At 64.3% G+C, this 15,939-nt stretch carries 17 protein-coding genes, 1 pseudogene and 1 riboswitch; of the genes and pseudogenes, 8 read left to right on the forward strand and 10 right to left on the reverse strand.

Features of this window, described 5'->3' with window-relative positions; translation table 11 throughout:
• The first annotated feature begins 17 nt into the window (after positions 1-17).
• Positions 18-644 (forward strand): Vgb family protein, encoded by a 627-nt coding sequence (locus Q1W70_RS22995; RefSeq protein ID WP_166589568.1) that lies wholly within the window; start codon positions 18-20, stop codon positions 642-644.
• Positions 645-669: 25 nt separating this feature from the next.
• On the opposite strand, the gene Q1W70_RS23000 is transcribed toward Q1W70_RS22995, so the two are convergent.
• The 4 genes from Q1W70_RS23000 to Q1W70_RS23015 are packed head-to-tail and all read right to left on the reverse strand — an operon-like array spanning position 670 to position 3,732.
• A complete protein-coding gene (locus Q1W70_RS23000; protein WP_166589569.1) occupies positions 670-1,329 on the reverse strand; it encodes a glycosyltransferase family 2 protein in 660 nt (219 codons plus the stop codon).
• The gene (locus Q1W70_RS23005) at positions 1,326-1,925 is read right to left on the reverse strand and encodes a class I SAM-dependent methyltransferase (protein WP_166589570.1); all 600 of its coding nucleotides are present in this window, start codon (positions 1,923-1,925) and stop codon (positions 1,326-1,328) included. Before Q1W70_RS23005 ends, Q1W70_RS23000 begins: the two co-directional genes overlap by 4 nt.
• Positions 1,922-2,689: a PIG-L deacetylase family protein gene (locus tag Q1W70_RS23010; protein WP_166589571.1), complete on the reverse strand. Its 768-nt coding sequence runs from the start codon at positions 2,687-2,689 to the stop codon at positions 1,922-1,924. Before Q1W70_RS23010 ends, Q1W70_RS23005 begins: the two co-directional genes overlap by 4 nt.
• A complete protein-coding gene (locus Q1W70_RS23015; protein ID WP_166589572.1) occupies positions 2,686-3,732 on the reverse strand; it encodes an acyl-CoA dehydrogenase family protein in 1,047 nt (348 codons plus the stop codon). Before Q1W70_RS23015 ends, Q1W70_RS23010 begins: the two co-directional genes overlap by 4 nt.
• A gap of 146 nt (positions 3,733-3,878) precedes the next feature.
• Here Q1W70_RS23015 and Q1W70_RS23020 point away from each other — a divergent pair.
• The 6 genes and pseudogenes from Q1W70_RS23020 to Q1W70_RS23045 form a co-directional block, all read left to right on the forward strand.
• A pseudogene (locus Q1W70_RS23020) lies at positions 3,879-4,049 on the forward strand (PAS domain-containing protein); the annotation flags it as partial.
• A 307-nt stretch (positions 4,050-4,356) separates the two neighbouring features.
• The gene (locus tag Q1W70_RS23025; RefSeq protein ID WP_166589574.1) at positions 4,357-5,727 is read left to right on the forward strand and encodes a flavin-containing monooxygenase; all 1,371 of its coding nucleotides are present in this window, start codon (positions 4,357-4,359) and stop codon (positions 5,725-5,727) included.
• On the forward strand, positions 5,727-6,137 hold the full coding sequence (locus Q1W70_RS23030) for a RidA family protein (RefSeq protein WP_003182257.1): 411 nt from the start codon (positions 5,727-5,729) through the stop codon (positions 6,135-6,137). Before Q1W70_RS23025 ends, Q1W70_RS23030 begins: the two co-directional genes overlap by 1 nt.
• Positions 6,138-6,147: 10 nt before the next feature.
• Positions 6,148-6,822 carry a DUF1028 domain-containing protein gene (locus Q1W70_RS23035; RefSeq protein WP_166589575.1) on the forward strand — a complete coding sequence of 225 codons (675 nt, stop codon included), beginning with the start codon at positions 6,148-6,150 and terminating at the stop codon, positions 6,820-6,822.
• Positions 6,815-7,984, forward strand: a complete 1,170-nt coding sequence (gene argE, locus Q1W70_RS23040; protein ID WP_166589576.1) for an acetylornithine deacetylase — start codon at positions 6,815-6,817, stop codon at positions 7,982-7,984. The genes Q1W70_RS23035 and argE overlap by 8 nt, the downstream gene beginning before the upstream one ends.
• 73 nt (positions 7,985-8,057) lie before the next feature.
• On the forward strand, positions 8,058-9,098 hold the full coding sequence (locus Q1W70_RS23045) for an ABC transporter substrate-binding protein (protein ID WP_166589577.1): 1,041 nt from the start codon (positions 8,058-8,060) through the stop codon (positions 9,096-9,098).
• Positions 9,099-9,252: 154 nt separating this feature from the next.
• Here the strand turns inward: Q1W70_RS23045 and Q1W70_RS23050 are convergent, their stop codons facing one another.
• The 6 genes from Q1W70_RS23050 to Q1W70_RS23075 form a co-directional block, all read right to left on the reverse strand.
• The gene (locus Q1W70_RS23050) at positions 9,253-9,813 is read right to left on the reverse strand and encodes a hypothetical protein (protein WP_166589578.1); all 561 of its coding nucleotides are present in this window, start codon (positions 9,811-9,813) and stop codon (positions 9,253-9,255) included.
• Between the two features lie 79 nt (positions 9,814-9,892).
• Entirely contained in the window at positions 9,893-10,690 is a 798-nt protein-coding gene (locus Q1W70_RS23055) for an alpha/beta fold hydrolase (protein ID WP_166589579.1), read from the reverse strand.
• 91 nt (positions 10,691-10,781) lie between these two features.
• Positions 10,782-11,573: an ABC transporter ATP-binding protein gene (locus tag Q1W70_RS23060; protein WP_185817946.1), complete on the reverse strand. Its 792-nt coding sequence runs from the start codon at positions 11,571-11,573 to the stop codon at positions 10,782-10,784.
• Positions 11,570-12,586: a FecCD family ABC transporter permease gene (locus Q1W70_RS23065; RefSeq protein WP_302098030.1), complete on the reverse strand. Its 1,017-nt coding sequence runs from the start codon at positions 12,584-12,586 to the stop codon at positions 11,570-11,572. Before Q1W70_RS23065 ends, Q1W70_RS23060 begins: the two co-directional genes overlap by 4 nt.
• Complete coding sequence (locus Q1W70_RS23070; protein ID WP_302098032.1) at positions 12,583-13,596, reverse strand: ABC transporter substrate-binding protein; 1,014 nt, start codon at positions 13,594-13,596, stop codon at positions 12,583-12,585. Before Q1W70_RS23070 ends, Q1W70_RS23065 begins: the two co-directional genes overlap by 4 nt.
• Positions 13,597-13,741: 145 nt before the next feature.
• Positions 13,742-13,933, reverse strand: a riboswitch (cobalamin riboswitch).
• Between the two features lie 117 nt (positions 13,934-14,050).
• On the reverse strand, positions 14,051-14,962 hold the full coding sequence (locus Q1W70_RS23075; protein WP_166589583.1) for a LysR family transcriptional regulator: 912 nt from the start codon (positions 14,960-14,962) through the stop codon (positions 14,051-14,053).
• A gap of 109 nt (positions 14,963-15,071) precedes the next feature.
• Here Q1W70_RS23075 and Q1W70_RS23080 point away from each other — a divergent pair, with 109 nt between their 5' ends.
• Positions 15,072-15,911, forward strand: a complete 840-nt coding sequence (locus Q1W70_RS23080) for a HalD/BesD family halogenase (RefSeq protein ID WP_166589584.1) — start codon at positions 15,072-15,074, stop codon at positions 15,909-15,911.
• Positions 15,912-15,939 lie beyond the last annotated feature (28 nt).

The raw sequence follows: 15,939 nt of genomic DNA on the forward strand, positions 1-15,939 counted from the left end.
CATACGAGGATGTCGCGATGAAACAGTCAGCCGCAAACATAGTGCGCGAGTACGGACCCTTTCCCGGGGTCGACAGTGTGCACGGCGTCACCTGGGACGGTGAGCGCGTGTGGTTCGCCAACAACCTGGGCCTGATCGCCCTCGACCCGGACAGTGGCGAGACGCTGAATACTTTCGCCATGGCCGCGGATGCCGGCACCGCTTTCGACGGCCAGCACCTGTATCAGATTGCCGGGAATCAGATCCACAAGATCGACCCTGCCAGCGGACGGGTGCTGGGCAGCATCCCGGCCCCCGGAGGCAGTGATTCGGGGTTGACCTGGGCTGAAGGGTCGCTGTGGGTCGGCGAGTACCAGGACCGGCAGATTCACCAGATCGACCCGGCCTCGGGGAAAATCCTGCGGACCCTGCAATCGAACCGTTTTGTCACGGGCGTGACCTGGGTCGACGGCGAATTCTGGCACGGCACCTGGGAAGGTGAAGAGAGTGAGCTGCGGCGGATCGACCCGCAGAGCGGCGAAGTCCTGGAGACCCTCGACATGCCCGCTGGGGTCGGCGTCTCGGGCCTGGAGTCCGATGGCGCCGAGCAGTTCTTCTGCGGCGGAGGCAACAGCGGCCGCGTGCGGGTGGTGCGCCGGCGCTGAGACGCTTGCATTCACTGGGCCCGGCTCAGCCCCCACCCGCCAGCGACTTGAGATAGTCACCGAACCCGCCTCGCGCACGGCAGTCCACGCGGCTGCTGGTGCGCACTCCGTTGAGGGCAGTCCAGACAATGCTGGCACCGCTGCGTTGCAAATCCTTCACCAGGCACACGTCCTCATGGGCCGGCAGGGGGCGGAAGCCGCCCACGCGCCGGTAGGCTTCCGCGCACACCCCCAGGTTGGCGCCGTGCACATGCCGATGGCCTTCCCGGGATTGATACAGCGCCTGATAGCGCTGGCGCGCCGCCGGGCAATGGTCGGGGTGCCAATCATCGACGCTGACCGTGCCACACACCGCATCGGCCTGGAATGCCAACTGCTGACGCAGCCAGTTGCGGGGCGCCCGGCTGTCGGCATCGGTGCAGGCCAGCCAGCGCGCCCCCCGGTCCAGCATGTAGGCTGCACCGGCCCGGCGGGCGCACCCGACGTTAGCGTCGTTGATGACCAGGGTCTGCACGCCACAGGCCTGGGCGATGGCTAACGAGCGGTCGGTGCAGGCATCCAGCACCACCAGGATCGCCACCGACTCTCCACCGCGTTCGACGGCGTGGGCGGCGCAGGCCAGTGCGTCGAGGCAGCGTTTGAGCAGGGCCTGTTCATTGTGAGCCGGGACGACGACGCCGATCATAGGGCTTGTTCTTCGAGGTCAGGACGGTAGGGGCCTCGGCACCAGAGCTCGAGGATGAAGTCGGGTTCCTGGTGGTGCACGGCACGCGGCAGGTGCAGATGGGCCTGGAGCATGGCGTGGACCTGCGCCCCGGTTTGCGGGCAGTCCGCTATCGGCCGCAGCCAGTGGCAGGCCAGGATCGCCCCCTGGGGACTGAGGCTCGCGCGGGCCTGGTCGATCACCTGACGCCAGTCGTCAGTGTCCAGGTAATAGCCCAGTTCACTGAGCACAATCAGGTCGAACAGGCCTTCGGGCCACTCTTCAGGCAAGCAGCCTTGCACCACCTGCACTGTGGGATACCCGGCCAGGCGCTCAGTGGCCAGGGCCACGGCGGTGGGGCTCAGGTCCATGCACAGCAAGTGCTCGCCGCGCTCGGCCAGGCCCAGGCTCAGCTCGCCATTGGCGCAGGCCGGCTCGAAGATTCGCCCGTAGCGTTGGCGGGGCAACAGGGCGAGGGTCAGTGCCCGTTTGCGTTTTTCGTACCAGCGGCTGCGGAACGCCCAAGGGTCCGGATTGGCACTGAACAGTTGTTCGAAGTAGGGCGCGGACAGGCTCATAGAAACACCAGTTCAAAAGGTTGCAGCAGGCGCTCCAGCGCTGCCGGGGGGAGAATGGCCGGCTGACCGGTGCTCGGGTCGGCCAACAGTTGGCTCTGGTGCGCAGCAATCGCCCGGCGCTTGCGCACCAGGAAACGCGGCGCCACCAGCAGTTTGCGTGCCCGCAACCACGGCAGGCGGCGATCCTCCGGTTCAGCCCAGTGCCAGGCCCACACGGGCACCTCCAGCAGATGGGCCTGGCGCGCGCGGCAGGCACTGGCACAGGCGCGGCCAACGGCTTCGTGATCACAATGACCGTCGTGGCGCCAGGTGGTGAGCACCTGGTCGCCGGGGCGGATCTGCGCGCAGAGTTGCCGCACCAACTGTGTTTCGCTGTCGGCGACCGCGGAGTCGGCGAACCCCAGGCGCAACCAATCGAATCGTTGTGCATCCAGGCCCAGGTAAGCCAGGGCCCGGGCACTCTCCCGAGGCCGCTCGGCGCCCAAGCGCTCGGAGGGCCAGAGGCTGGACCCCGGGTGACTGCCTTCACCGTCGGTGACCGAAATCAACAGCAGGCAGGGCGAATCGCTGGCCAGGCTGGCCAACAGTCCGCCACACATCAGCACCTCGTCGTCCGGGTGCGGGGCGACCACCACCAGGCGCCTGCCCATGGGCAGGATCAGTTCCCGGGGCAAGGACGGCACGGCGTGCAAGGCGCGCGATGCCTGCCACTGGGCCAGTGAGGTGCCGGCACCTTGAATCAGTTGGTCCGGGTCCTGGCTCATAGACACCAGCCTTGCGGATCACGTCCGTGCAATTGCCGGCCGAGTTCGGCCAGGTCGCGCTCGGCATGGCTCTGCCGGATAAACACTGGCAGGTCCGCGCTCAGCCGGGCGAACCGTGGATCACGGCAAAAGGGCGTGGCGCCCAATGCCCGGCCGACGTGCCATTGCACCTGGACCACTGCAGCCTCCACCAGGGCGCGGGTACGGCGCACGTTAAACTCGGCATCGGCCCGGGGGTGGGCATCGATCCACGCCGCGCACTCGCGCAACCCGGCCGCTGCGCTGGCCAGGGCGGCATCGACGGCACCCAGGTGCGCCTGCGCATGGGGGTCGTTGCGCGGTCCGGCGCAGGCTTGGCGCAAGGTCTCGGCCAGGGTCCGCGCGGCGCCGTACCAGCAGGCGGCGATGCCGGCACCGCCATGCCAGAAACCTGGGCGCTGCACATACGCACCGCTGGGCCCCACACAGTGAGCGCGGGCGCCGTCGAGGTGGACACTGACGCTGGCGGTGGTCGCCATTCCGCGGGCCTGCCAGTCGTCACTGTCGATTCGCAGATCGCCTTGGGTCAGTGCCAGCGCCACCAGTTGCGGGCGGTCGTCTTCGCCCCACGCGGTGAGCAACGCATGGTCGATCTGCAGGGCGCCGGAGCACCAGGCTTTGGTCCCGCTCAATTGCACCGCCCCGTGTTCCCGACCGACGATGCGCACCCTGGCCGTTGGCGGCTCGGCGGCCCATACACCCCAGATGCCCGGGCTGTCCAAGTGCAGGGCACCCAGTTCGGCAAGAATCGCCTTGGCATCGGTGTGGCCTTCGAACAGCTTGAGCAGCGCCAGGTCGTTGCCCGCTACCTGCGCCAGGGCGCGCCAGCGTTGCAGCGTCTGGCCCTGGCCGGGCAGCGGCAGGTCGGCCTGGCCGTCTGCCAGGCAGCGGCGCATGACCTCGGGCAATTGTCGATCGAGCTCCAGCGGCGCGGCACGCTGGCCAAAGTCCTCGAGGATCTGCTCAAGCGAACGCCCCCCGTCCTGCGCTGTCGACCTGTTCACACTGACTACTCCCTGCGCTGGATGGCGAGTACCGCCGCCTTCATAGCATTGTGAGAGATCGGCATATAAGGAGTTCAATCTGCTTTGCCCGGTGCCGATGCCATCTAGGATCAACAGATCCAGAACAACCCATGCAGCGTGCCAAACCCGAGGCTATCGTCGCCAGTTGGAATGCCGCTGCGGCGCGGATCTAAGGCTATGACGAGGCCGAGATCCTCGGTGCGCATTTTTCCAGGTTCTACACCCAGCAGGATCGCCAGGACGGCAAGCCCCGACAGGCGTTGCGCACGGTCATCGAGGAGGGGCGGTTCGAGGGCTGGTTGCACGATCGTTTGAGCTGACGCTGTTGATCGGGGTCCGGACTCAATGTCCCAACCCCCCACCCAATTCCCGTAGCAGCTGCCGAAGGCTGCGTTGGGTTGCGTAGCGGCCCCCGGCGGTTGACGCAGCCTCGCGCTGCTCAACAGCGGCTACGGGGGGGCGTACGGGCACGCTTTTTCCTTGCCCACGACTACATAAAACATCATTTCGCTAATCCCCTGCGCATCACAGAATGCGCCCAACACCCGCGCACAGTCAGCCGTATTCGCAGCACCACGATGATCCGCATCAGAGGCGCCAGCCATGACCGATCTGAACCCGTCCAACTTTCAGAAGTGCACAGACATGACCGTTGAAAAAATTCAAATTGATACGCTTGTTGTGGGTGCCGGTCAGGCCGGCGTGGCCACGAGTGAGCACTTGAGCAAACTTGGGGTGCCGCACCTGGTGCTGGAGCGCAACCGTATCGCCGAAGCGTGGCGCACAGGGCGCTGGGATTCGCTGGTCGCCAATGGGCCGGCCTGGCATGACCGCTTTCCGGGCCTGGAATTCGCAGGCCTTGACCCGGACGCCTTTGCCCCCAAGGAGCAGGTGGCGGACTACTTCGAAGCCTATGCGAAAAAATTCAATGCACCGATCCGCACCGGGGTCGAAGTGCAGAGCGTGGAGCGCAATAGCGATCGTCCGGGCTTCACGGTCAACACCAGTGCCGGGCTGATCGAAGCCCGGCACGTGGTGGTCGCCACCGGTCCGTTCCAGCGCCCGGTCATCCCACCGATTGCGCCGGCCATCAGCGGCGTCCAGCAGATCCACTCGGCCGACTATCGCAACCCGCAGCAACTGGCGGCGGGCGCGGTGCTGGTGGTGGGCGCCGGATCCTCTGGGGTGCAGATCGCCGATGAACTGCAGCGCGCCGGCAAGCAGGTGTACCTGTCGGTAGGAGCTCACGACCGGCCGCCACGTGCCTATCGCAACCGTGATTTCTGCTGGTGGTTGGGGGTGCTGGGCGAGTGGGATGCCGAGGCCATGCAACCCGGCAAGGAGCACGTGACCATTGCCGTGAGCGGTGCCCGTGGGGGTGAAACCATCGATTTTCGTCGGCTCGCCCAGCAAGGCATGACCCTGGTCGGCCTGACCGAATCCTTCAACGGTGCAGTGGTGAATTTCGCCGCCAACCTGGCCGACAACATCGCCCGTGGCGACGAGAACTACCTGGCCTTGCTGGATGCAGCGGATGCCTACATCGCCCGCAACGGTCTCGACCTGCCGCTGGAGCCCGAAGCCCGCAGCCTGTTGCCCGATCCGGCGTGTGTCAGTCAGCCGATCCTGCAGCTGGACCTGGTCAAGGCCGGAGTCGGCACCATCATCTGGGCCACCGGTTACACGGTCGACTACAGCTGGTTGAAGGTCAATGCCTTCAAGGACAACGGCAAACCCCAGCATCAGCGCGGCGTGTCGAGCGAGCCGGGGGTGTATTTCGTTGGCCTGCCGTGGCAGTCGCGGCGCGGCTCGGCATTCATCTGGGGGGTTTGGCATGACGCCAAACACGTCGCCGATCACATCGTCAAACAACGCACCTATTTCGCCTACCGGGATGCCGCACAACGCCAGGCCGATGCCGAACAGGCGTGCGCGGCACCGCTCCAACCAGCCAGCTGCATGGGAGTTCGTTGATGCCTACTCATACCCGCATCCGCATGTTCAACACCAAAGACACCTACCCCAACCAGACGCTGGACAACGACCTGTGCCAGGCCGTGCGCGCCGGCAATACCGTGTACGTGCGGGGCCAGGTCGGCACCGACTTCGATGGGCAACTGGTGGGCCTGGGCGACCCCCGGGCCCAGGCCGAACAAGCCATGCGCAACGTCAAGCAACTGCTTGAAGAGGCCGGCAGCGACCTGAGCCACATCGTCAAGACCACCACCTACCTGATCGACCCGCGCTACCGCGAGCCGGTGTACCAGGAGGTCGGCAAATGGCTCAAAGGGGTGTTCCCGATTTCCACTGGCCTGGTGGTCAGCGCCCTCGGCCAGCCGCAGTGGCTGATGGAAATCGACGTGATTGCCGTGATCCCCGAGTAAGGAAGCGAACATGACCTTTTCCATCGTTGGACGCTGCGCCGAGACCGGCCAGTTGGGCATCGCCATCAGCTCCTCGAGCATCGCCGTCGGGGCCCGTTGCCCCTGGCTGCGGGCCGGCGTCGGCGCGGTCTCGAGCCAGAACATTACCCTGCCGGCCCTTGGCCCGCAGATCCTCGACGGCCTGGCCGCCGGAGCCGCGCCGGCCCAGGCCCTGGACCAGGCCCTGACCCGCAACGGCTACAGTCAGTACCGCCAGGTGGCGGTGGTGGATGCCCAGGGCCGGACTGCGGTGTTCAGCGGCAGCCAGGCCCTGGGGACCCATAACGCCCTGGCCGGTGAACAGTGCGTGGCCGCTGGCAACCTGTTAGCCAACACCGGGGTGATCGAGGCCATGGTCAGCGCCTTCGAACACAGCGAAGGCTGCCTTGCCGCCCGCTTGCTCAGCGCGTTGCAAGCTGGCCAGGCGGCCGGTGGCGAAGCCGGCACGGTGCACTCGGCGGCGCTGTCGGTGGTCGACGACCTGACGTGGCCGATCGTCGACCTGCGGGTCGATTGGGCCGAACACCAGCCCATCGACGAACTGGGCAAATTGTGGCGCGCCTACCAGCCACAACTGCAGGACTACCTGACCCGCGCCCTCGACCCGACACAGGCCCCCAGCTATGGAGTGCCGGGTGATGAGTGAGCCGCGTAGCCGCGCCTTGTTGGCCAGTCTGGTGGGGTTTGCCACGGTCAGTCGCGACTCCAACCTGGCGCTGATCGAGTTCGTGCGCGACTACCTGCAGGGCCTCGGCGTTGACTGCGAACTGATCTACAACGCCGAGCGCAGCAAGGCCAACCTGCTGGCGTCCATGGGCCCGCAGGTGGCCGGCGGCATTGTGTTGTCCGGGCACACCGACGTGGTGCCGGTGGACGGCCAGGCCTGGACGGTCGAGCCGTTTTGCCTGAGTGAGGCCGACGGCAAACTGTTCGGGCGCGGCACCGCTGACATGAAAGGCTACCTGGCCTCGGTCCTGGCGGCGGTCCCGGTGTTCCTGGCAAGCGACTTGCGCCGGCCGGTGCACCTGGCGCTGTCCTATGACGAGGAGGTCGGTTGCCTGGGCGTGCGCAGTCTGCTGGAACGGTTGCCCCAGCGAATCCCGGCGCCGGCCATGTGCCTGATCGGCGAGCCCACCGAGCTAAAGCCGGTGCTTGGCCACAAGGGCAAGCTGGCGATGCGTTGCCATGTGCGCGGTGCCGCCTGCCATTCGGCGTACGCCCCCTCTGGGGTGAATGCCATCGAACAGGCCGCGCGCCTGATCGGCCGGCTGGGTGAGATCGGCGCCACCCTGGCAGAGCCAGAACTGCAGGACCCACGTTTTGATCCGGCTTACTCCACCGTGCAGGTCGGGGTGATCCAGGGCGGCACGGCGCTGAACATCGTGCCGGCCGATTGCCGTTTCGATTTCGAAGTGCGCGCCTTGCCCGACTTCGCCCCGCAAGCGGTGGTCGATGAGTTGCAGCACTACGCCCAGACCACACTGCTGCCGGCGATGCAGGCGATCAAGCCCGAGACGTCGATCCGCTTTGAACAACTGTCGGCCTATCCGGGCCTGGCAACTGCGCAGGACAGCGCCGCCGCGCGCCTGATCGCCCAGCTCTGTGGCAGTGATGCCTTCAGCACCGTGGCCTTCGGCACCGAAGGCGGGTTATTCGATGCGGCCGGTATCGCGACCGTGGTCTGTGGTCCCGGCAGCATGGATCAAGGACACAAGCCCGACGAGTTTGTCAGCGTCGAGCAGTTGCACGCCTGTGACCGCCTGATGGATCGGCTGGCGGCCTGGCTGAGCGCCCCCGACGAACAATAACAAGGCCTAGCGGCCGCCCATGTGTGTCCCGCCGCCGCCTCAGTGCGTACCGGCATTCTCGAGGAACAGATCCATGTCCAGATCCTTGCGTTGCAGTCTTCCGTTTGCCCTGGCCCTGTTGAGCGGCGCTGTGTGCGCCGCGCCCCAGAGCCTTACCGTGATTTCCTTTGGCGGGGCCACCAAGCTGGCCCAGGATAAGGCGTATTTCCAGCCGTTCAACGCCAGCGGTGCGGGCAACATCGTCGCCGGCGAGTACAACGGCGAACTGTCGAAGATCAAGGCCATGGTGGCCGCCGGTCACACCAGTTGGGACGTGGTTGAAGTGGAAAGCCCGGACCTGCTGCGCGGTTGTGAGGAGGGCCTGTTCGAGAAACTCGACCTGAGCGCCCTGGGCGACCCGGGGCAATTTGTCCCCGGGGCATTGACCGAGTGCGGGGTCGCCACCTATGTCTGGTCGATGGTCCTGGCCTTTGACCAGGGCAAGTTGGCCAAGGCGCCGCAGAACTGGGCGGACTTCTGGAACGTCAGCGAGTTTCCTGGCAAGCGCGGGCTGCGCAAGAGCGCCAAGTACACCCTGGAAATCGCCTTGCTGGCCGACGGGGTGAAAATGGACGAGCTGTATCAGGTCCTCAACACCCCACAGGGCGTGACCCGGGCCTTTGCCAAGCTGGACCAGATCAAGTCCAGCATCCAGTGGTGGGAGGCGGGCGCCCAGCCGGCGCAATGGCTGGTGGCCGGCGACGTGGTGATGAGCGCCGCTTACAACGGGCGCATCGCCTCGGCTCAGGAGGAGGGCATGAAACTGAGCATCGTCTGGCCGCAAAGCCTGTACGACCCGGAGTACTGGGCCGTGGTCAAGGGCACGCCGAACAAGGCCCTGGCCGAGAAATTCATCACCTTCGCCAGCCAGCCCCAGGCGCAGAAAGTGTTCTCGCAAAACATCCCTTACGGGCCGGTACACCGGCAGACCCTGGCCTTGTTGCCCGCATCGGTGCAGGCGCAACTGCCCACCGCCGAGGCCAACCTGGCCGGCGCCGGCGCGGTGAACGCCGAGTTCTGGGTCGACCATGGCGAGGAGTTGGAACAACGCTTCAATGCCTGGGCCGCACGCTAACCCCCACCCGCACCGCAACACGGTGGGTATGTATGAGCGAGCTTGCTCGCGATGGTCTCCAGGGCGCCGCGTCCATCCTGAATGGGCGCGTCATCGTTGACGGCCATCGCGAGCAAGCTCGCTCCTGCGGTGTGATCCGCATCCACCTACCCGCCTAGTCGGTCAGTGAAATCACCGTGTCGATCGCGCTGATGGGAATGTAGAGCAGGGTCAGCGCCGAGTAGGCCGTGCGCGACCTGGCTTTGAATGCGCAGAGCGGCAGCACAATCATCAACACATCCAGGCCCCCCCACAGCGCGATGGGCGATGCCTGGAAAAACATCACATTGACGAGCAGCCCAAGCGCCAGATAAGCCGACAGCGCCAGCAGCGCGTAACGGCCGTCTTCTTCGAAGTAGGTGCGCAGGCCGTTCTTTTCATCTTCAATGCGGCTGGGCAACAACAAGGCAGCCGCGACAAACAGCGACAACGCCAGCAGCACCAGCAACAGGAACTCCAGGAAGGAAAACGTCTGCTTCACCGCCGGCAGCGAATTGACCGCCCACCAGAAATCCAGCTGTATCGTGAACAACATGACGGCCCACACCAGCGGGACCCAGTCCGGTTTCGCCGAACGACGGATGCGAAACACGGTCACCAGCCCCAGCAACAGGCGAGTGACGGACAGCCCCAGAATCATCGAGAGTACCGTGGCCACGATCGGGAAATTGTTCATGCCATCTCCTGCTCCTGCTATGGCGGATTGCGCAAGGGTAGACCAGCCTGGCGCTTATCGTCAGTGGTAAAGGGGGGGGTTAGTTCACGTTGGAAAGTTGACGGCAGACGGCGTCGATCACGGTTTGAGGCTGTTCCCGGTGGGGAACGTGCTGGCAATCTCTGATCAACAGCAGCTCGCTGCGTGCGCCTGTCAGGCTGGCGTATCGATAGGCATGTTGGGTCGAACCAAACTCGTCGTCTTCACCGTGGATCACCAGGTGCGGGCAACTGATCGCCGGCAGCGTCTGCTCAATGGCCCAACCCGCGTAGGTCGGGCTAAGCCAGGTTTGGGTCCAGGCATTGAGCACCCACGGGGCCTTTTCACCGTGGTACTTGCGCAGACGCTCGATCTGTCCCGGTTGTTGGAACTGCTCTTTGGCAAGCTGCACGCCCAGGACCGTGCGCTCCTCGACAAAGGCCTGGGCCGACTCGGTCACCAGGGCCAGGCAGTGCTGGGGAAACAACCCGGCGCAGTGGGTCGCCATGGCACCACCGACGCTATGACCAAAGGCGATGAAGCGGTCGATACCCAGGCTTGCGCGCACGAGCGGCACATAGCGCTGGGCTTCCTGGCGGATGAAGTCATTGGACCAATCGCCGGGATGGGGATCTGAACGACCAAAGCCCAAGCGGTCATACGCCACGACAGTGCGCTGGGTCGCACGTGCCAGCAGGGAAGGGAAGTCACGCCACAGCTCAACACAGCCGAGCGAGTCGTGGAACAGGATGATCGGGGCCAGTGGCTGGGGTTGATTGTTCGGATACCAGCAGCGTGCGAATACCTGACCGTAGGGCGTAGTCAGCGAAAAATCTTCGTGGTTGATGGGTGCCGGCATTGATGATCTTCCTTTTCACGCGGGATGTCTGGCGTTAGCGAGCCGAACACAGTCTATCCCGCTCTGCCGCGTCGATCACCCCATGAGCGAATCAGGAGGCGCGCAAGCGCAGGATCTGCGAGCCGTCAAAGGGGTCCGTGAGGTAGTGCCCGTGGACCCCGAAGGTGTGCAGCAGGCGCTCAGGGGTCAAGACTTCAAGTGGTGTGCCCAGGGCGACCAGGCGCCCCCGTTCCAGCACTGCCAAACGATCACAGCCCAGCGCCTGGTTGAGGTCGTGCAGGGCAATCACCGTGGTCACGGGCAAGGCGTGAATCACGTTCAGGATCGCCAGTTGGTGCTGGATATCCAGGTGATTGGTCGGTTCGTCCAGCAACAGGATCTGCGGGCGTTGCGCCAGGGCGCGGGCGATATGCACGCGCTGGCGCTCGCCGCCGGAGAGGCTGCGCCAGGTGCGGCGGCTCAGATGAGCCGCATCGACGTCACGCAGCGCTTGCTCGACGATCGCCGTGTCCGCCGCCGACCAGGGGCTCAAGGCCGACAGCCAGGGTGTGCGGCCCAAAGCCACTGCCTCGAACACGCTGATCGTATCCAGGGTGTCCGCCTGCTGTTCGACCACCGCCAGGGTTTGCGCGATGGTGCGCCGCGACAGGGTCTTGAGGCCTTGGCCGTTGAGGTGGATGGCGCCCTGACTCGGCGAGCGCACGCCGGCCAGCAGCTTGAGCAGGGTGGACTTGCCGGAACCGTTGGGGCCGACCAGGCCCAGGGTCTCGCCGCGATGAATGGCCAGGTGCACGTCGTGCAGCAACTGCGCATCGCGAACGGCAAAGCCCAGGCCGGAACAACTCAGCACACAGGGCTCGGCAACAGACACCGCCGCCGTCATCGGGCATGCCTCCGACCCACCAGGATCAGCGCGAACACCGGCGCCCCGACCAGCGCCGTGACCACGCCGACCGGAATCACCTGGCCCTTGATCAGCGTACGTGACAGCACATCGGCGGCGATCAGAAACACCGCGCCCCCCAGCGCGCTGGCCGGCAGCAGGCGGGCATGCCCCGTCCCGAGCAACAGCCGGGCGGCGTGGGGAATCACCAGGCCGACAAAACCGATGGAGCCGACAATCGAGACCATCACTGCCGTGACCAATGCGGCGCAACTGATCAACAGCAACTGCACGGGACGCACCGCAATCCCGAGGGAGGCCGCTGAGTCGGCGCCAAAGGTGAAGGCATCCAGCGCGCGGCGGTGCCACAGGCACACCGCGAGCCCGGCCAGCGCCACCGGTACGGCCAGCCACACCGATGGCCAGCGCACGCCACTGAGATTGCCCAGCAACCAGAACATGATGCCGCGCGCCTGTTCGGAGCTGGCGGACTTGGTGATCAAAAACGCCGTGAGCGCGTTGAACAGTTGTGACCCGGCGATCCCGGCGAGGATGATCTGCCCGGTTGCACCCGGTACACCGCTGGCACGGCCGAGCAACACCACCACGGCGAAGGCCACCACCGCCCCGGCAAACGCCCCGACCGACATTGAGATCGCGCCGGCGCCCAAGCCCAGCAGCGCCACCAGCACCGCGCCTGTCGAAGCCCCCGCGGAAATCCCCAACAAGTAGGGATCGGCCAATGGGTTGCGCAGCAGCGATTGCAGGATCACCCCGCACGTCGCCAGGCCCGCACCGCACGCCGCGGCCACCAGCGCACGGGTCAGGCGGTAGTTCCAGACGATGCCCTCGTCGATGGGGGCCAGGGCGTAACCGGCGGCCCAGAGTTTGTTGGCCAGGACCTGAAACACCACCGTGGGGTCGATATGGGTTTCGCCGATCGCCACGCCGGCAATCAGTGCGATCAGCAGGGTCACCAGTGCCCCGGAGGTGCGCAGTAGCATCGCCGTCATTGCGCCAGGTCGTAGCTGTTGAGGGCGGTCGCCAGGGTTTCAAGGCCCTCGAACATCCTCACACTGGCCTGCAGGGCCATGGCGTCGAGGACAATGATGCGGTTGTGTTTCACCGCGTCCATGTTGCGGGTCACCGGGTCGCTGCGCAGGAATTTCAGTTTCTTTTGATAGTCGTCGGCCGGAAAACGCCGGCGATCCATGCGCGCGATGACCAGGAAGGTCGGGTTAGCCTTGGCGATGGTTTCCCAGCCGACGCTTGGCCACTCTTCGTCGGACTCCACCACGTTGCGCACGCCCAGGGTATTGAGCATGAAGTCGGGAATGCCCTTGTGACCGGCGACATAGGGATCGATATCCAGGCTGGCACTGGAGAACCAGACCAACGCGCTGGTGTCCTTCAAGTCCTTGTTCTGCACCGTGGCCACGGACTTGGCCAGGCTGGCCTGGAGCTGCGCGTTGAGCTGCTGCGCACGCTCCTGGACATCAAAGATCTGCGCCAGTTGGGTGATGCTCTGATAGATGCTGTCGATCCGGAACGGCGCCAGGCGAGTCCCGTCGGCTCCCACCAGATTGTCCTTGGACTCGCAGTCCGAGGGCATCAGGTAGGTCGCAATCTTCAGCTCATCAAACTGCTCGCGGGTAGCCACCACCCCTTGCGGGCCAACCACCCACTCCAGCTCGACGGCGACCAGCTCCGGGCGCTTGCCAATCACCGACTCGAAACTCGGCTCGTTGTCGGCCAGGCGTTCGATCCCGGCGTTTTGCGCCTGGTACTGGGGCAACACATCGTTGAACCACAGGGAGGTGCCGACCAGTTTGTCGCCCAGCCCCAAGGCAAACAGCATTTCGGTGCCGGCCTGGCCAATCGTCACGGCCCGAGCCGGCGCGTGGGCGAAGGTCTGCGTGCTGCCACAGTTTTGCAGCGTCAGTGGGTACTGAGTCGGCGCAGCCTGGGCCACAGAACAAAGACCCAGACCCGTGGCGAGGGCGACAACGCGGGGCAGCAGCATGATGCAATCTCCATTTGAACCGTACACGGAGCGAGGGTGTCGGGCCTGGAAACACATCAACGAGCGCTGCCGAGAAACCGGGCAGGGGTCGATCACCAAAGTGACGCACGCGCAAGGATGCCCCTCCCGGACACCCCGCCGGTTAGTGATTGTTGCGTTGCCGGCAGGTCTCCTGACTGGTGCGTCATGGCGTGCTCCAGCCTTCCCGGGTCATCCCAGTGGCAGTTCAGGAGCAGGCTCGGCACCTACAGTTGCGGGGGCAGTTCCGTTTGATGCGGAGCGCGCATCACGGATTCCCTATTATTCCCATGTGGAAACCGGCGGCGGCATGGTAGTCGATTGTGGGGTTGGAGGCGAACCTATCTAAAGGATTGCGCCCGGCCGGCCACTCGAGGACTGCATGTTTGACCTGGCTAAACGCGGGTGTGGCTCAAATTCACGGGCTGACCAAGGATTAGCTGCATGCAGGTTTTCCTGCATTTTTAATCCAGGTATCAAGCTCCCTCACCATTTTGTTGACCTCACTGTCCTCTCGTTCCGAGGGGCGGACTATGGCGTTCCAGGCGATGTCGAGGCCGTCATTCAGGGCGGCCCACGCCAGCTCCCCACGCTCAAGGCTGGGGCTCACCAGATCCCGTTGCAATATGCTGATTCCGTATCCTGAGCGAACCAGTTCGACGATGGCTTCGATCAATTCCACCGTGATCATGCGGCGCGGCAGGATGCTGGCGGGAGCGAAAAACCGGTCATATTCCCAGCCACTGGCGCGATCGGTTGAGTACGTCACCAGGTTGTACGTCTTGAAGTCCTGCGCGTAGATGTTTTTCCGGCCGGCAAGAGGATGATCGGTCGCCATGATCGCAATCAGGTCGTCCCGAAAAAGCGGCAGTTTTGCTACGCCACTGGGCACCATGCCGTCATCGATGATGGACACATCAAGCCGACCTTGCATCAGGCTCGCGTAAACGTCGTTGCGGGGCACGGTCACCAGTGTGATTTCGATGTCGGGCCGAAGATGGGAGTAGTGCTTGATGAATTTTGGAATCCAGCGAAACGGGCCGTAGGAGGTGACCCCCATACGGACAAACGCGGTGACGCCACCGGCCATGGACCGAGCTTCGGACTCGGCTTCATTGAGAGTGGCGATGATGTCCTTGGCGGCTCGCTCCAGGCGCACCCCGGCGGGGCTGAGTCGCAGTTTGCCACCTGATCGTTCCGTCAGGCTCACCCCCAGGCGCCGCTCCGCTTCGCGTATGCGGTGACTGACGGCTGAAGGGGTCAGCCATAAGCGCTCGGCCACCGCGGTGACCGAGTCGACTTCTGCCAAGGTTTGCAACATCACCAGATGATCGAGCGTCAGTCTCATTGTCGTGCGACCTGAAAATAATTCACAAAATTGCGTAAAATTATGAGCGTGACTTGTTTTTGGCGGCGATGCAATCTGAATCCAGCAGAACCACCGGAGACCAACAATAATGACTACCCTGCCTTTCACACCTGCGCCAACCCTGAGCGATATCATCGATCTCGAGCGTTATCCCATTACCGATCGCACCAGCCCCGCTTATCTCGAACTGGTCAAGCACAGCCAGTCGTTGCTGGGACAAGAGGGGGTCGCGATCTTCCCGGGTTTTGTTCGTGATTCATCGGTTCTCGCGATGGCGCAACAAACACTTGCCCTGCACTCGCACATGTTTCATTTTCGGGAAAACCACACGGTTTACTTCAAACCGCAGGATGAAAGTGTTGACCCGGCGCATCCGCTACGGCGGTTGATGAACACGGCGAAAGACACCGTCGCGTATGCCGATATTCCCGGCGATCATTTGATCCGGCAGATCTACGGATCGGACGAGGTCCTTGCCTTCATCAAGGATGTCCTGGCCCTGGACACGCTCTATCGTCATGCCGACCCACTGGCCGCCCTTAACTTGCAGGGCTTCACGGCTGGACAGGAGTTGGGATGGCACTTTGACCGTTCCGACTTCAGCGTCACGCTGTCCCTTCAGGCGGCGAACGCTGGCGGGGATTTTGAGTACGTGCGCATGCTGCGCAATGAAAACGACGATTGTTATGACGCCGTCAGGGAGTTCCTCGATAACCCGAACACTCAGCAGGTCGAGGTTCTGCCTCAAGTGCCCGGCACCCTGACATTGTTCCGTGGCCGCTATTCATTGCACCGGGTCACGCCGGTGGAAGGAGACAGGCTGAGACTCAACGCAGTGTTTGCGTACGTGGACCAGCCCAATGTCGAGTTCAGTGCCTATGCCCGGCAATTGTTTTACGGGCGTACCTCCGTTGACCCGACAGCCTGAGTTTTGCCCATAACAATAAAAGTAATTT

This window comes from Pseudomonas kielensis (assembly GCF_030505375.1).
Classification (GTDB): domain Bacteria; phylum Pseudomonadota; class Gammaproteobacteria; order Pseudomonadales; family Pseudomonadaceae; genus Aquipseudomonas; species Aquipseudomonas kielensis.

What these genes read in the sequence shown, in the direction of transcription:
- Q1W70_RS22995 (WP_166589568.1), top strand. Translation starts at nt 18, where the DNA reads ATGAAACAGTCAGCCGCAAACATAGTGCGCGAGTACGGACCCTTTCCC.
- Q1W70_RS23000 (WP_166589569.1), bottom strand. Translation starts at nt 1,329, where the DNA reads ATGATCGGCGTCGTCGTCCCGGCTCACAATGAACAGGCCCTGCTCAAA.
- Q1W70_RS23005 (WP_166589570.1), bottom strand. Translation starts at nt 1,925, where the DNA reads ATGAGCCTGTCCGCGCCCTACTTCGAACAACTGTTCAGTGCCAATCCG.
- Q1W70_RS23010 (WP_166589571.1), bottom strand. Translation starts at nt 2,689, where the DNA reads ATGAGCCAGGACCCGGACCAACTGATTCAAGGTGCCGGCACCTCACTG.
- Q1W70_RS23025 (WP_166589574.1), top strand. Translation starts at nt 4,357, where the DNA reads ATGACCGATCTGAACCCGTCCAACTTTCAGAAGTGCACAGACATGACC.
- Q1W70_RS23030 (WP_003182257.1), top strand. Translation starts at nt 5,727, where the DNA reads ATGCCTACTCATACCCGCATCCGCATGTTCAACACCAAAGACACCTAC.
- Q1W70_RS23035 (WP_166589575.1), top strand. Translation starts at nt 6,148, where the DNA reads ATGACCTTTTCCATCGTTGGACGCTGCGCCGAGACCGGCCAGTTGGGC.
- argE (WP_166589576.1), top strand. Translation starts at nt 6,815, where the DNA reads ATGAGTGAGCCGCGTAGCCGCGCCTTGTTGGCCAGTCTGGTGGGGTTT.
- Q1W70_RS23045 (WP_166589577.1), top strand. Translation starts at nt 8,058, where the DNA reads ATGTCCAGATCCTTGCGTTGCAGTCTTCCGTTTGCCCTGGCCCTGTTG.
- Q1W70_RS23050 (WP_166589578.1), bottom strand. Translation starts at nt 9,813, where the DNA reads ATGAACAATTTCCCGATCGTGGCCACGGTACTCTCGATGATTCTGGGG.
- Q1W70_RS23055 (WP_166589579.1), bottom strand. Translation starts at nt 10,690, where the DNA reads ATGCCGGCACCCATCAACCACGAAGATTTTTCGCTGACTACGCCCTAC.
- Q1W70_RS23060 (WP_185817946.1), bottom strand. Translation starts at nt 11,573, where the DNA reads ATGACGGCGGCGGTGTCTGTTGCCGAGCCCTGTGTGCTGAGTTGTTCC.
- Q1W70_RS23065 (WP_302098030.1), bottom strand. Translation starts at nt 12,586, where the DNA reads ATGACGGCGATGCTACTGCGCACCTCCGGGGCACTGGTGACCCTGCTG.
- Q1W70_RS23070 (WP_302098032.1), bottom strand. Translation starts at nt 13,596, where the DNA reads ATGCTGCTGCCCCGCGTTGTCGCCCTCGCCACGGGTCTGGGTCTTTGT.
- Q1W70_RS23075 (WP_166589583.1), bottom strand. Translation starts at nt 14,962, where the DNA reads ATGAGACTGACGCTCGATCATCTGGTGATGTTGCAAACCTTGGCAGAA.
- Q1W70_RS23080 (WP_166589584.1), top strand. Translation starts at nt 15,072, where the DNA reads ATGACTACCCTGCCTTTCACACCTGCGCCAACCCTGAGCGATATCATC.